Source organism: Brumimicrobium salinarum, from assembly GCF_002844555.1.
GTDB lineage: Bacteria > Bacteroidota > Bacteroidia > Flavobacteriales_D > Crocinitomicaceae > Brumimicrobium > Brumimicrobium salinarum.
The window spans coordinates 13891-29376 of sequence record NZ_PJNI01000016.1; the positions used below are offsets into that span (position 1 = coordinate 13891).

10 protein-coding genes are annotated in these 15486 nt (G+C 34.8%); 4 read left to right on the plus strand and 6 right to left on the minus strand.

Annotated elements, in window-relative coordinates; all coding sequences use genetic code 11:
• The first annotated feature begins 139 nt into the window (after positions 1 to 139).
• Both secA and crtD read left to right on the plus strand, forming a co-directional pair.
• A complete protein-coding gene (gene secA / locus CW751_RS12515) occupies positions 140 to 3472 on the plus strand; it encodes a preprotein translocase subunit SecA (protein ID WP_101335371.1) in 3333 nt (1110 codons plus the stop codon).
• Between the two features lie 6 nt (positions 3473 to 3478).
• Positions 3479 to 4960 (plus strand): 1-hydroxycarotenoid 3,4-desaturase CrtD, encoded by a 1482-nt coding sequence (gene crtD, locus CW751_RS12520; protein WP_101335372.1) that lies wholly within the window; start codon positions 3479 to 3481, stop codon positions 4958 to 4960.
• 24 nt (positions 4961 to 4984) lie between these two features.
• Here the strand turns inward: crtD and CW751_RS12525 are convergent, their stop codons facing one another.
• The 3 genes from CW751_RS12525 to folK all read right to left on the minus strand — a co-directional run bounded on the left by CW751_RS12525 (position 4985) and on the right by folK (position 8613).
• Positions 4985 to 6187, minus strand: a complete 1203-nt coding sequence (locus CW751_RS12525; protein WP_101335373.1) for a sensor histidine kinase — start codon at positions 6185 to 6187, stop codon at positions 4985 to 4987.
• Between the two features lie 125 nt (positions 6188 to 6312).
• The gene (locus tag CW751_RS12530) at positions 6313 to 8016 is read right to left on the minus strand and encodes a tetratricopeptide repeat protein (protein ID WP_101335374.1); all 1704 of its coding nucleotides are present in this window, start codon (positions 8014 to 8016) and stop codon (positions 6313 to 6315) included.
• Positions 8017 to 8109: 93 nt separating this feature from the next.
• Positions 8110 to 8613 carry a 2-amino-4-hydroxy-6-hydroxymethyldihydropteridine diphosphokinase gene (gene folK / locus CW751_RS12535; RefSeq protein WP_101335375.1) on the minus strand — a complete coding sequence of 168 codons (504 nt, stop codon included), beginning with the start codon at positions 8611 to 8613 and terminating at the stop codon, positions 8110 to 8112.
• Between the two features lie 141 nt (positions 8614 to 8754).
• Here folK and sppA point away from each other — a divergent pair, with 141 nt between their 5' ends.
• Positions 8755 to 10536: a signal peptide peptidase SppA gene (sppA, locus tag CW751_RS12540; RefSeq protein ID WP_101335376.1), complete on the plus strand. Its 1782-nt coding sequence runs from the start codon at positions 8755 to 8757 to the stop codon at positions 10534 to 10536.
• A gap of 103 nt (positions 10537 to 10639) precedes the next feature.
• On the plus strand, positions 10640 to 13006 hold the full coding sequence (locus CW751_RS12550) for an LTA synthase family protein (protein WP_133122216.1): 2367 nt from the start codon (positions 10640 to 10642) through the stop codon (positions 13004 to 13006).
• Here CW751_RS12550 and gldD read toward each other — a convergent pair.
• From gldD to CW751_RS12565, 3 genes are read right to left on the minus strand one after another with little or no spacing between them, the layout of a single operon-like run.
• Positions 12976 to 13545, minus strand: a complete 570-nt coding sequence (gene gldD, locus CW751_RS12555; protein WP_133122217.1) for a gliding motility lipoprotein GldD — start codon at positions 13543 to 13545, stop codon at positions 12976 to 12978. The two genes, CW751_RS12550 and gldD, sit on opposite strands and share 31 nt — an antisense overlap.
• Positions 13546 to 13547: 2 nt before the next feature.
• The gene (gene gldE / locus CW751_RS12560; protein ID WP_101335380.1) at positions 13548 to 14891 is read right to left on the minus strand and encodes a gliding motility-associated protein GldE; all 1344 of its coding nucleotides are present in this window, start codon (positions 14889 to 14891) and stop codon (positions 13548 to 13550) included.
• 12 nt (positions 14892 to 14903) lie between these two features.
• Positions 14904 to 15356: a single-stranded DNA-binding protein gene (locus CW751_RS12565; protein WP_101335381.1), complete on the minus strand. Its 453-nt coding sequence runs from the start codon at positions 15354 to 15356 to the stop codon at positions 14904 to 14906.
• Positions 15357 to 15486: the final 130 nt, after the last annotated feature.

Here is a 15486-nt window from a genome sequence, read left to right on the forward strand (position 1 = left end):
TACACAACGACAGTTTGTCAGTTTTTCATAGATGGAATAATTTGTGATAAACCAATTTATCTGGAATACAACACCCCAAATAAAAGTATAAAGCTTATTTTTGGAGTATAAATAAGAGCATTATAATGATCGGAGGACTATTAAAAAAATACTAGGTGATAAATCGGTAAAAGACCGAAAGACTTTTCAACCTATTATAGATAAAGTAAACGAAATATACGCATCTATTCACGACATCAGTGATGATGAATTAAGAGGGAGAACAACTGAATTCCAAAAACGTATCAAGGAAGGAACTGCTGAAATTGAAAAAGAAATTCAAGCATTAGAAGATAAAGCGCACCATCCTGACACTGTTGTTTTAGATAAAGAAAATATTTTTGAAAAAATAGATCAATTAACGGAAGAGGTTGATAAAAAGTTGGAGGTTATTCTTGAAGAAATTATGCCTGAAGCCTTTGCAACCGTAAAAGAAACTGCTCGAAGATGGGCAGAAAATAAAGAATTGGTTGTTACTGCTACAGATTTTGATAGAGAAATAGCAAAAACCCATGATGGTTTAACCATTGAAGGTGATAAAGCCATTTGGAAAAACAAATGGACAGCTGCTGGAACTGATGTTGAATGGAACATGATTCATTACGATGTACAAATCATGGGAGGTGCTGTTCTACACGGTGGAAACATTGCTGAAATGCAGACAGGTGAAGGTAAAACTTTGGTAGCTACATTACCTGTATACCTTAATGCAATTGCTGGAAAAGGAGTTCACTTGGTAACGGTGAACGATTATCTAGCGCGTAGAGATAGTGAATGGATGGGACCACTTTATCAATTCCACGGACTTTCTGTAGACTGTATTGATAAACATAAACCAAATTCTGAATCAAGACGAAAAGCATATAAATCAAATATTACTTTTGGTACAAATAATGAGTTCGGATTTGATTATTTGCGTGACAACATGTCAAGTGATATTGAAAATCTAGTTCAAAAGAAACATCATTATGCAATCATTGATGAGGTCGATTCTGTATTAATTGACGATGCAAGAACTCCATTGATCATTTCAGGCCCAACACCAAAGGGAGATCAACAAGAATACGTAGCACTTAAACCGCTTATTGAAAAAGTGGTTAGTGCACAAAAAGCATATATCAACAAAGTTCTCGCTGAGGCTAAGAAAGACCTAGCAGTAATCAACGACCCCATTGAAGATAAAAAAGAACAAAAAAGGAGGTTAGATGAAGGAGGTCAAAAATTATTACGTGCCTTCAGAGGGCTCCCTAAAAATAAGGCATTAATTAAATTTTTGTCAGAACCTGGAGTAAAAGCACATCTGCAGAAAGTAGAGAACTTCTACATGGCTGAACAAAATAAGCAAATGCCAATTATTGATAACGAGCTTTACTTTGTTATCGATGAAAAGAACAATACCATTGATCTTACAGACAAAGGGATAGATTTAATGTCGGGTACAAATGATCCGAATTTCTATATCATGCCTGATATTGGAACAGAATTAGCTAAATTAGAAGAGGGTGGCTATGACAAAGAAGTTTTAGCTGATAAGAAAAATGAATTGATTCGTGACTACTCTGTTAAGTCTGAACGAATTCACAGTATTAACCAACTCTTAAAAGCATACACACTTTTTGAAAAAGAAGTTGAATACGTAATCGTTGAAGATAAAGTGAAAATTGTAGACGAATCAACAGGACGTATCATGGAAGGTCGTCGTTATTCTGATGGTCTTCACCAAGCAATTGAAGCAAAAGAAAACGTAAAAGTTGAAGCGGCTACACAAACGTATGCCAGCGTTTCCTTACAGAATTATTTCAGAATGTACCACAAACTTTCAGGAATGACAGGTACAGCAGAAACAGAGGCAAAAGAGTTCTGGGATATTTACGAACTAGATGTAGTTGTTATTCCGACAAATAAACCGCTTTTACGTAAAGACTTACAAGATAAAGTTTATAAAACGGGAAGAGAAAAATACAATGCTGTTATTGATGAAGTTGAGCGGCTTGTAAATGAAGAACGTCCTGTACTTGTTGGTACGACAACTGTAGAGATTTCGGAATTATTGAGTAGAATGCTTAAAATGAAAGGCATTAGACACAATGTGTTGAATGCGAAGCAACACCAAAAAGAATCTGAAATTGTAGCTGAAGCAGGTACAAAAGGAACGGTAACTATTGCAACCAACATGGCTGGTCGTGGTACGGATATTAAACTTCGTGAAGGCGTTAAAGAAGCTGGCGGATTGGCTATTGTAGGTACAGAACGCCACGATTCTAGACGTGTTGACAGACAGCTCCGTGGTCGTGCTGGTCGTCAAGGAGATCCAGGATCATCGCAATTCTTCGTTTCTTTAGAAGACGATTTAATGCGTAAATTTGGTTCTGAGAGAATCGCCAAGTTAATGGATAGAATGGGGCTAAAAGAAGGAGAGGTTATTCAACATAAAATGATCTCTAAGTCTATTGAAAGAGCTCAGAAAAAAGTAGAGGAAAACAACTTTGGTAATCGAAAACATTTGTTGGAGTATGACGATGTAATGAACGCACAACGTAAAGCAGTTTACCGTAAACGTAAAAACGCTTTATATGGTGATCGTTTAGATTTAGATATTGCCAACATGTTCTATGATACTGTAGAAAATATAGTGTCAAAATACAATGGAAAAGATGACTTTGAAGAGTTCGAATTAGAATTATTGCGAGTTGTTGGAATTCAATCTCCTGTAACTACTGATGAATTTGTTAATCAAAGTCAGGTTGACACAATTAACACAGTATATAATGCTGCGCTCGACCGCTATGAAGAAAAGAACAGTAAAATAGCCAACTTAGTTTTCGAAAATGTAAAACCACATTACGAACAACCTGAAAATAGAGTTCGTCACATGCGTGTTCCATTAACCGATGGAAATAAAGGAATCGAAATTTCAACAACCATTCAAGACGGTTACGAGACACATGGAAAGTCAATCATTAAAGAATTTGAAAAAGCGATTGTATTAGGACTTATTGACAATGAATGGAAAGAGCACTTGCGTGAAATGGATGATTTAAAACAATCTGTTCAGCAAGCAAGACATGAGCAAAAAGATCCTTTGTTGGTTTATAAGTTAGAGTCATTCAATCTATTTAAAAATATGATTGACAGGTTAAATCAGGATACGGTTGAGTTTTTAGTTAAAGCGAGTATTCCGGCACAACCAGATGCAGCTTCAGTACAAAACAAAGCTTCAAAACAAAATGACAATTATGCCCAAGCTCAAGTAAACGAAGGAGAGAGAGGTCAACAATTCCAAGGAAGTGAAGGTTACGATCAGGCGATGGCACAATCACAACAACAAAGCGCACCAAAACCGCAACCTGCTGTGGCAGAGAAAAAAGTAGGACGTAACGAACCTTGTCCATGCGGAAGTGGTAAGAAGTACAAACAATGTCATGGAAGATAAATAAAAGTGGCAAAAGTAGCAATCATTGGAGCTGGTGTTGGTGGTTTAGCGGCAGCTATTCGCTTTGCCAATGCAGGACATCAAGTCAATGTGTTTGAGGCCAATAGTCACCCTGGCGGTAAAATAAACAATTTGTCATTAGGAGATTATAGGTGGGATATGGGACCTTCCGTATTTACGGCACCTCATTACATTGAAGACTTATATGATTTATGTGGAGTAGACTTTAAAACTTTTAAATACAAGAGGCTTTCTAATACGTTTAATTACTTCTTCAATGACGGTCATTCATTCTCTTTACCTGCAAAAAAAGAGAAAATGCTCGATGTTTTTGAGTTTGAATTAGGAGAAGATAGAAAAACAGTTGAACAGTACCTAAAAAAATCGGGTGCGAATTACAATCATATTTCTCCTTTATTTATTGAGAAATCCTTGCACAGATTTAGGCACTTATTCACCAAGGATTTGTTTAAAGCACTGAGCAGGCTACCGAAATACAAGCTGAATTCGACCATGAATGATGAGAATACAGCGGTATTCAAAAACAGTAAAACAACGCAGTTATTTAATAGGTATGCGACATATAATGGGTCAAGTCCATTTAAGTCTCCAGCTATGCTGAACATGATTCAACATTTAGAATTAAATGAAGGCGTTTTTCTTCCTCAAAACGGGATGGTTCAAATTGCAAAGTCACTACACCAATTAGCAAAAGACCAAGGCGCAAAATTCTTCTTTAACACAAAGGTAACTAACATTTTATGTGACGGCACAAAAATCAAAGGCGTTCAAACAAAAGAAGGTACAGAAGACTTCGATGTAGTGGTCTCAAATATGGACGTCACTTATACATACGAGCGCTTACTTCCTAAGGAGTTACCACGACCAAAAAAGATTTTAAAACAAGAAAAGTCCTCATCTGCAATTGTTTTTTACTGGGGAATTAAGGACACGTTTCCCCAATTAGATGTACATAACATGTTCTTTTCCTCCGACTATAAGAGCGAGTTTAAAGAAATATTCGAAACAAAAACTTTAAGTTCAGACCCTTCGATTTATGTACATATAACTTCCAAAGAAAAACCTGAAGACGCACCAAAAGGAAAAGAGAATTGGTTCGTAATGGTTAATGCACCCATCAACGTTGGTCAGGATTGGGAGAAAATGGTAAATAAAGCAAAGCGAGACATTGTAAACAAATTAAATAAGCAATTAGACACACAACTTGAAGATAAAATAGAAGAAGAGTTTGTAATGGATCCTGTTTTTATTGAGAAAACTTACTCAGGAGCTCAAGGCTCAATTTACGGAAATGCGTCTAACAATAAATACGCTTCATTTTATCGTCATCCCAACTTCAGTAAAACAATAAAAGGATTGTATTTCACAGGAGTAACTGTGCATCCTGGCGGTGGAATACCTTTGGCGATTAATAGTGCTAAAATTGCGTTTGAGTGCTATAATGAAGATGTCAAAAAAGCAAAGTAAAACAAAACACTATATCCAATTCTTTTATTTGTTGAGCGGAAAATGAATACTAAAAAAAACGCCTACATTTTGCTTAATTTCAATCGATCCATCCAGTTGTTCCACTAACCCATGAACAAGTTGAAGTCCTAAAGAACTTGAAGTTTCTACATCAAAGCCTTTGGGTAAACCACAGCCATTATCCCCTATTTCTAATGTGCATTCACCATTATTTTGGGTAAAATTGAGATACAAAATCCCATTATTCATATTTGAAAAGGCATAACTTACACTATTAGAAACCAATTCGTTTACGATTAGTCCGCATGGAATTGCTTTTTGTAAATCTAGACTTACTGAATCAAGATTGTGAACAATATTAATTTCAAGCGTTTCATCACTTTGATAAGTAGTAATAATTTCACGGGTTAATTCTAGTAGATAATCAGAGAAATCAATTGAAGAGAAGTTTTTAGATTGATATAAAGTTTCATGTATCTTGGACATGCTTTTTATACGATTCACACTTTCATTGAGTACCTGAATTGTTGCTGCATCTGAAACATAATTTCTTTGCAGTCTTAAAATACTAGAGATGATCTGCATATTATTTTTAACGCGATGGTGTATCTCTTTAAGTAATGTATCTTTTTCTTTTAGGGATTGCTCAAGAGTTGTATTAAGTTGTTCAATTTTTTTAGTCTCTTTAATTTTCTCTGCTATTACCGCGTCTCTCATCACACCTTTAAACCGTAGTATACCAACACTTGCCATTACTGCTAAAACAGTTAGATAAACAAAACCGCCATTAGCCAAAATAAAAAAGAAATCAAACGGACTAAGCAAAACAATTAATCCAAAGCTAAGTAGAGATATTAAAGTATATAAAAACAGTTCTAGTGGTCGAAGAATTAGGATAATATACATAAACATAAGTACCATAGCATAGCCTATAAAGTAAATATGTAGTGCATTATTGTCGACCTTAATAATCATAAAGGTGATGATAAAACAATAGTAAAATAATTTACAAACATGCAAAACATACAGTGGCAGAGCTTCACGTTGGGTAAGTTTAAGCATAAGATAAGAGATCAAAGCACCTCCAATTCTCAAGGGTAAAAAAACGTAAAAATATTCTGGAGCAAATAAGTAATCAAAAATTATCCAGATTAACCAAAGCGGAATTGCCATAAGGCAAACATAAACTAGATGTTCTTTCGCCCGTTTATCAATTATATCATTCATTATCAATTATATCATTGCACAATAAGGTGAAAAAAATGAAATAGGACGAGTAGGAAAAGTAAAGATATAATAAAAAAGGGTTCATCACAATGATGAACCCTTTTTAGAAAGAATTAATATTCTAATTATTTTACAACTGTAGTAAACGAAGCGTTGTCTAAATACTTGATAAACTCACGATCTTTAGCAGCTTTTGCTTTTAAAGATGCATCTTCAGCAAATGCATTTTTCAAGTTAGAAACGATTTCGTCTAATTTATCTTGACGTGCTCCAACGATTGCTTTCAAGTAGTAACCTTTAGCAGTTTCAGCGCTTTCAGATTCGTCAATAGTTGACTTTGCAGCTGATTCATCTTTGTTTACTAATTGTGCTAATGCTTTATTGAAAGTTGCTTCACCTCCAAAGTTTGAAATTGCATCATCATAGTTACCATCTTGTATATCTAAGATACCTTTGTTATAGTTAACCTCATCACCAGCTCCTTCAGCTTCACCTAAAAGATCTTTTGCTTTTTGACGTTCACCATTTACACCAGCAATTGCTGCAAGGTTATTTTTAGAAACAGGATTTTCTTGAATTCCGTTAGCTTTTTTGAAGTGTGTTTTAGCTTCATCCAACTTGTTTTGCATGTACAAAACAGCACCAACATTATTTGTTGTACGGTAATCTTCAGGGTACAAACGCTCAGCTTCTTTGTAAAGGCGTAACTTTTCGTTTAAATCATCAGTTAGAGTTGCTGTAAACAATATTTCTTCTACAGTCAATGTATCAATGTTTGACTTAGATAAAGACTTTAATTCTTCATCAGAATAACCTGTTAATTCGTAGTTAACAACAATTTCTGCACGACGTTGTGCTGGGAAAATGTTTTTATCTAAGTAAAGGTAAGTACTTAAATCACGGATTGCTTGCTCTCTAGCAGCAGGAGTTTGTTGCATTTCAAGAATTCTTAAAATACGGTCTTTGTCTCCTTTATCCATTTCAGAAGCAATTAAAGCTTTTTTGAAGCCTTTGTAATCTTCACCTTTTCCAACAGTTGAATAAGAACCATCTTCTTGAGCTTTTTCGTTAGCAACATTTCTTTTCGCTGCTACTTCCATAGTTGCTTTCTTTGCAGACGCGGCACGATCACTAGAAAGCGTGTTGTTTCTGTCTTCTTCACCTTCAATAGAAGCGAAAGCCTCGATATTAACACCTTTCAATTCTATCTTTGGATTTGTTTGAGCTGCTGCCAAAAACGCTTCCATTTCTTTTATGTCTTGGTCTCTCTTTTCTGAAGAACGAACAACAGGACTTCCTTTTAGATAATTAATCTCTGCAATTTGTTTTTCTTGTGTTACTCTTTGAAATTGATCTGCAGCGATGATCACTCTGAAATCTTTTTCAACCATATAAGGAGTGATGATTGTTGCATCTGCAATTTTCATTTCTTCAACTTCTCCTTTTTCCTTTCCTTTTTTATATATTGTTCCAGTAACTTTCAATTCTGAAACCTCCATATCTGGACTATAAGCGATAACGTCTTCATAAACCACTTTTCCTCCTGGCTTATAAGGAATTACTGTTCCATTTGCAGTTGCTTTTTCACCAACAATAGTTACTGTTTCTAGCGCATGAGACCCTAGCATTGGAGTAACTTCAGCGTATGCTTTTTTGTTGATACCTTTTTCTGGTATGGTTACATCGATTTTAACTCTTACACTATCTCCGTGCATTTCTAATGGATCGGGAGTAACGGCGTAATCCACGTCTTTTAGTAAATCACAACTGGTTGTCATTAAACCAGCTGCTGCAATGAATGCTAAACTTTTAATTCCTTTTGTTTTCATTATCATTATATTATTTCTTTCGGTGTTATGATTGCAATAATAATAATTTTTACGACTCGAAAGAAGTTTTAACAATAATTAAAATGTTAATCTCTATTTATTATACAATAAGACATTGTTTTCATCGTTGCAGCGGTCTAAAAGCTCCTTAACTGACTGATTACACAAAGGATCTACGAAATTTGGAAGAATTTCAACTAAAGGTCTTAAAACAAAATTACGTACATACATTAAAGGGTGAGGAATCGTTAACTTCTCAGTTTTTATAGTAGTATTACCCATATAGATAATATCAATATCGAGAACACGAGAAGCATAACTCCCATTATTTGATTTGAGTTCTCTTCCAAATTCTCGTTCTATTTCTTGCGTTACTTCTAAAAGTTCTTCCGGTTGTATGGTGTCATCAAAAATAACACAACAATTTAAAAATAAATTTTCTGTTTCGAATCCCCATGGAAGAGTTTCATAAAATGAAGACTGCTTAAAGTTTCTTGGGAAGCGTCTTGTTAATTTATTGATGGCTTTTTCCAAGACCTGTAAACGATCACCAAGATTACTTCCTAAACTTAAAACAACCTTTCTCATCGTTTCCATCTTAAATACATTTACTTTGAATACTTCACTTTCTTTGATTTAAAATCATATACATAGTTTTAAAACTGTATTTTATTTTAATTCTCGAAAATAAATCATTTACTTAGCGTAAAATTTTATTACTACAAATTAAATTAAATTATGACGAACAAAAAAGTTTCTTTCTGGCGAATATTTTGGCCCAGTTTAATAGCAGGAATTGTATTATTCATTATTACGATGATTGTAATCACTGGAGTTTTAGGATCACTGCTCAACACAAAACCAGTCTACACTGTTGAAAACAAAACGATATTGCACCTAAAACTCGACGGAGCAATTGGTGAAATGGGTGAAAACTCAATTGATGTCGCCAATTTAGGGGTTACGAACACCATCGGATTAGCAGATCTCCAATATGGATTCAAAAAAGCAGCAGATGACAAACGTATAAAAGGTATTTTTATAGAGCTTAAAAATACCCGATGTGGATACGCAACAGCCTCAGAACTTAGGGAACAAATTCAAAAATTTGAAAACGAAACCGATAAATTTGTGGTTACCTATTTCAGTGGTGAAGCAGTAGGATTAAGACAATACTACATTGCCTCTGCAGCCAGTGAAACGTATGGATTTCATTCCTCTATGTTTGAATTCCTAGGACTTGGAGCAGAATTAATGTTCTACAAAGGATTATTTGACAAACTCGATTTAGAAATGCAAGTCATTCGAGGATCAAACAATGATTTCAAAAGTGCGGTTGAACCTTACTTTTTAAAAGAAGCAAGTGATTCGAGTAGACTTCAATTACAAACCTATCTTGACAATATATGGTCTACCGTAAAAAACAATATCGCTGAAAATAAAGACATTTCTGTTGCTGATTTAGAAATGATTGCAGATAGTGGATTAGTAAGAAGAGTTGCTCAGGCAGCCAACCATAAAATGATTGATAAAGTAATGTATCGTGACGAGGTGATGCAAATTTTAGCCGATAAAATTGGTGCTGAAAAAGTAGAAGACCTCACGTTTAAAAGTTTTGAGAAGTACAGTAGAAAAAAATTCGAAGACAATCAAAACAAAGTTCACAACTCGAAGGCAAACATCGCAGTGGTTGTTGCTGAAGGAGCTGTTGTTGTAGAAGGTGAAGGTCTGGCAAGTAATAAAATAACAAAACTACTCAGAAAAGCCCGCAAGGATGAGGACATCAAAACGATCGTCTTTCGAATTAACTCTCCAGGAGGAAGTGCCTTAGCGAGTGACGAAATTTGGAGAGAAGTTAAACTTGCAACTGAACAGAAAAAAGTAATTGTTTCAATGGGAGATGTGGCTGCTTCTGGTGGTTACTACATTGCGGCACCTGCAAATAAGATTTTTGCACAACCCAACACCATCACAGGATCAATTGGTGTATTTGGCGTTATTCCCTACACTGGAGCAATGTTAGAAAACAAACTAGGGTTAACTTTTGACCGCATTAGTACAAATCCGCATGCGGTATTGAGCACCAATAAAAAAATGACACCCAAAGAGTACAACATGGTTCAGAAAGAGGTAGATCTTATTTATAAAGAATTTTTAAATCGTGTTGCTGATGGACGAAGTATGTCTGTTGAGGAAGTTAATGAAATAGCCAGAGGACGTGTTTGGACAGGAGAAGATGCCTTAAACGTTGGTTTAGTAGATACATTAGGTGGAATTCAAGATGCCATTGCATACGCGGCGAAAGATGCAGGCATTGAGAAACCTGTTGTTAGGTATTATCCTAAAATCAAAAAAGAGCCATGGGAAGAAATTCTTGAAATGGTGAATGAAGAGAATGAAAATGGAAATAAATCAGCGAAAATTATTCCAGAAGAATTGCTCGAGACATACAATCGTATAAAAAAGATTGAACAAATGACAGGAATTCAAGCACGTTTACCGTATGAAATAATTTGGTAAATAAAAGACAAATGTTTTATGAAAGGAGAGGCAACTCTCCTTTTTTTTTACTTTTAGACACCCATAACTACATCAAGTCTAAAACTAAACTGATTGCTAAGGATTGAAAAAACAAACAACATACCTACTTTCATTTTTTATTACCCTGCTCATCACATGGAGCCTTGCCCTACTATTAATCGACAACCACCATTTTATAGAAAAATCTTGGATAATATGGCTTACTGGATGCATTAATGCTTTGCTTATTACAGCAGTTGCCGCACTTTTATTATTGCCCTTACAAATTTTATTAAAAAACTGGAAAATCATAAAAGTGATTACACATTTCCTGCTATGCGTTATTATTACCATGGAAATTATTTCATTGTTTTACTTTGATTTAACACTAGCAGCGATTGATCAATCAATTCTAAACTTCTCATGGGATCAAGCTAATTTAATCCTAGATAATTATTTTGTTTTTATGTGGTATTACCTGCTCATCCCCTTGCCGATAATCACCTATTTTCTTTTGGTCACCCTTCTCCAACCATTTAACAAAAAAATTCATTTTTTAATTCTACCCATTATTGGATTAATCATTCTTATTTTCAACCTTCAATTTACAGTTCCAGCAGGCAGTTTCTCTTCTTTACCCATCAATAAAACGTATTTTTTCATTCACTCATTTTTCACGAAGGATGAAAATACAAGTCAATCATTAACCGACGAAGAGATTGCTTTTTATCAAAAAACAGTAAATCTAGATCTAAATAATGCTGACTACCCACTTTATCACAAGGTTTCAAACAAGAATACGCTTAAACCATTTTTCGATCTCCAGGAAACACCTCCTAACATTGTATTTCTTGTTGTAGAAAGCTTATCCTCGTCATTTAGTGGTCCCGAAGCAGACGAAATAAGTTATACTCCATTTTTAGACTCCTTGGCGCAACACAGTTTATATTTTGACAATTCTTTAGCTACCTCTGAACGTTCATTTGCTGTTTTACCTAGTATGCTGGGAAGTTTACCACACGGCAAAATGGGGTTTACGAATAATCCAACAGGCTACCCGAATACAGAAACTTTAGCGACATGGTTGTTTGACAATGGTTATGAGGGGAATTTTCATTTTGGAGGATACGCACGCTTCGACTACATGGAGCAATTTATCAAAAACCAAGGGTTTAAAAATGTTTATGACCGCAAAGAATTCAATTATGAAGGCACCGGCTTAAAAACAAGTGTAGATTCGATCCCATTTGGAATACCCGACAAAGCATTTTTGAAATCTGTTTTATCTAGAACCGAGAACAGATCAACCCAAATCCCATTTATAGATGTTTACCTTACACTTTCTATGCATTACCCATATATGATTGAAAATCATGAACAGTATTATAAAAAGGTAAGACAGATAATTGAGGCAGCAAACGTTAAAAAGAAAGTGAAGCGCAAACACAAAAAATACATTTCAGAGTTAGCCACATTTCTATATACCGACGATGCATTAGCCAAATATTTTCAAGTGCAAAAACAGCGAGAGCATCATAAAAACACGATTTATGTAATTCTAGGTGACCATATGATGGGAGAAATAGCCCAAAGTAGCGCAATAGAAAAATACCGATCTGTATTAATGATATATTCTCCGCTTTTAACAAAATCAACGCATTTTAAAGGAGTAAATTCACATTTAGACATTGCTCCATCATTTTACAACCTGATTTCAAATGAGTATAATTTCTCAAAACTTCATTCAGTTGCTTGGCTGGGAGAACCTTTTGATACCTCTTCTACGTTTCAATCCAATAGAACCATTTTATTCATGCTTAACAATAGAAAAGTGAAGGACATTTTACACGAAAACTTCTACCTATCTAATCAATATGTATTTAAACTTAACGATCGTTTAAACCTAGAAGATTCACATGATAAAAAGAAAAAAAAGGAATTAAAAAAATTACTTGAAGTATCTAGAAAGGTACATAGAGATGTAGTTCAACAAAATATAATCATTCCCAGTAATCGTGCGTTAGACACTATTTCTACTGTTAGAAAAAACATAATCTTTAACGAAAAGAAAGAATTTTACAGCATTTTCAGCAAACAATTAGAAAAATCCTATTCTAGCTTTCACTTTAACTTAAAGCTCAGGTTAATTGGTGATTGGCAAAAAAACATCGATGAAAATCCATCTTTTGTATACACCTTGATGAGGAATGGTGAGAATCTAATTTGGGCGTCATTAGACCTCAAACTCCAAGATAAAGACGTCAGAAAATACAGAGAATTCCATTTTTCCATTCATGAAAATCTAGATTATCGACCAGAACCTGGAGATGAAATACGCATTTTTTTCTGGGATAAATCAAAATCAAATAAAAACTCGGTGGCCGAAATCAACAATTTAACTATTGAAGCGGCGCCAATTTCAGAAGAGGAAATGAAACATCACTCCCATTTTAAGGATTCCATTAATTGAAATATATCATCTTTCAAAAAATCCAGCGTAGGTCGAATTGAATCGTAGTTGGGTCGGGTATTAAAATACACCACACCACTCAAAAAGCGAGAAGTACTATCCGTGAGATAAAACTGGAATGGTGAAGCAACATTTCCCTGAAGTTCAAAAAATGTTCCGTAAACCTGATCATCATTTCTTATAAATGACGAATCATAAATCGCTGTTGCCATAATTTTATGTTCCTCAACTTTATCAATTGCATAGTTAATGTACACACCAAGAGAAGTGTCTACATCGATGCGACTCAAGTGCAAGGTTCCATTTAAAGAAGATAAATCCACATCTCTATTACAAGCTGAACCTTTTACGTTTTTCACATTAAAATAATTTGGCTTTAGATAAGTGTATCCACATTTATCGGTATAAGGTTCTGCATCTTTCTCTGGCAGATTAAGCTCCAAATACGTAGAAGGCTTAGGCACATAATCCCTTTGGTTATTGCACGATATAAATACAAACAGAACAGCAAAAACAAGGAAAAAATTAACTTTTATCATATCTATAAACCTTTTAGCTTACTCACTTTAACCATTTTAATTCTTTTCTTGTCGGAAGACTCAACAACAAATTTATAGTTTTCAAAAGTGTAATGCTCATTATTTTTGAGGATTTTTCCAGCATGTTCAATCAGAAAACCACCTATAGAATCCGACTCCCCCTTTACCTCTTCAAATGATTTCCCATCAATATCCAGGACTTTGTACATGTCAACCAATGAGGTTTTTCCTTCAAATAAATAAGTCGATTCATCTACTTTCGTGTAGACAATATCTTCATCGTCAAATTCATCGGTTATTTCTCCAATAATCTCCTCCAGAACATCTTCTAAAGTTACAACACCTGAAGAACCGCCATACTCATCTACTACGACTGCCATGTGCATTTTCTTCTCTCGAAACTCTTGAAGCAAATCGTCTATCTTTTTATTTTCTGGAACAAAGAAAGGTTGACGAATAATCTCCTGCCACTTAAAAGTGTTTGGTGCATTGAGGTGACCCAACAAATCTTTAACGAACAATATTCCAGTAACCTGATCAAAAGTATCTTTAAAAACAGGAATTCTAGAATATCCTGAACTAAGAATTATATCGTTTAGCTCATCAAAATCAAGATCTTCATTCACCGCTACTGTATCAACCCGCGATCGCATAACCTGTTTTACATCTGTATTTCCGAAATTTACAATTCCTTCCAAAATACGTTGTTCGTCCGCTGTTGAACTTTCCTCACGCGTTAATGCTATCGCATTTTCTAAATCGTCTGTAGATACATCTATTTGTCGCTTCCTGGCATATTTCAAAATAATCTCTGTTCCATTCACAAGGAAGTTTTTCAACCATGAGAATGGTGGTAATTTCTCGAATAGACGAAGCGGATTTGACATTATTTTTACCAATTGCAAGCTATTTCTATTGGCATAAACTTTTGGAACCACCTCTCCTATTAACAATAACACGAAAGTTATCCCTGCGACTTCGATCGTATTTCTTAAATAATCAATCCCTTCAATAGAAAGGTTTTCAGGATAAACCTGATCAAAAATATAGCTCGACAAAATGACAATGGCAACGTTTACAAAATTGTTGGTTATCAAGATAATGGCAAGCAAACTTTTTGGGTTATTCAATAACCTATTGGCGGTTTCTGTGTATGGCTCATTCTGATCATGAATCTCTTGTTTTTCTTCAGGAGACAATGAAAAAAAAGCAACCTCTGAACCTGAAATTAGCGCAGAGGAAATGAGCAAAACAACTAAAACGAGGAGTGCTATCCAAAAACCGAAACCAATATCGATATTTGGGGTTGAAAGCAAGAAAAAACTTAAGGGATCCGTGTCATCCATCAAATAAAAATATTAAAATGGTAAATCATCGTCATCCTCCTCTGACAAACCTCCGGTCATGGGCTTTGGCTTTTCAGGAGTATCTGAGGTGCTATAATTCGGTTGATTTTGTGCGGGTGAGTTTTCACTCTTAGCAGAGAGCATTGTCATGTTATCTGCAACCACTTCGGTGCTGTATTTTGTAACACCAGCTTCATCTTGCCAAGATCGGGTTTTTAACTTTCCTTCGATATAAACTTTCTGCCCTTTAGTGAGATACCTTTCCACTACATCGGCCAAACCTCTCCAGATAACGATATTATGCCAATCTGTAATGCTTTTTCGTTCGCCTGTGGTTTTATCCATGTAGTTTTCTGAGGTTGCGATAGGAAAACGCGCAAGTTTAGTCCCGTTTTCTAACACCCTAATTTCAGGATCTTTACCCAAATTACCAATCAATATTACTTTATTTACACTTCCAGCCATATATACAAAATTAAAAATTTTTACTTTAAAAAAACATACACTACAATTAAAAGCAGAAATTCATTTTAACTATTGAAAAAGATTAACATTGTTTTCTATAAACCGAGACATTAATCTCGGCAACGGAAAC

Coding starts and splice junctions, on each gene's coding strand:
- CW751_RS12565 (WP_101335381.1), bottom strand. CDS start 15,356: ATGGCTGGAAGTGTAAATAAAGTAATATTGATTGGTAATTTGGGTAAA.
- gldD (WP_133122217.1), bottom strand. CDS start 13,545: ATGATAAAAGTTAATTTTTTCCTTGTTTTTGCTGTTCTGTTTGTATTT.
- gldE (WP_101335380.1), bottom strand. CDS start 14,891: ATGGATGACACGGATCCCTTAAGTTTTTTCTTGCTTTCAACCCCAAAT.
- CW751_RS12525 (WP_101335373.1), bottom strand. CDS start 6,187: ATGAATGATATAATTGATAAACGGGCGAAAGAACATCTAGTTTATGTT.
- folK (WP_101335375.1), bottom strand. CDS start 8,613: ATGGAAACGATGAGAAAGGTTGTTTTAAGTTTAGGAAGTAATCTTGGT.
- sppA (WP_101335376.1), top strand. CDS start 8,755: ATGACGAACAAAAAAGTTTCTTTCTGGCGAATATTTTGGCCCAGTTTA.
- CW751_RS12530 (WP_101335374.1), bottom strand. CDS start 8,016: ATGAAAACAAAAGGAATTAAAAGTTTAGCATTCATTGCAGCAGCTGGT.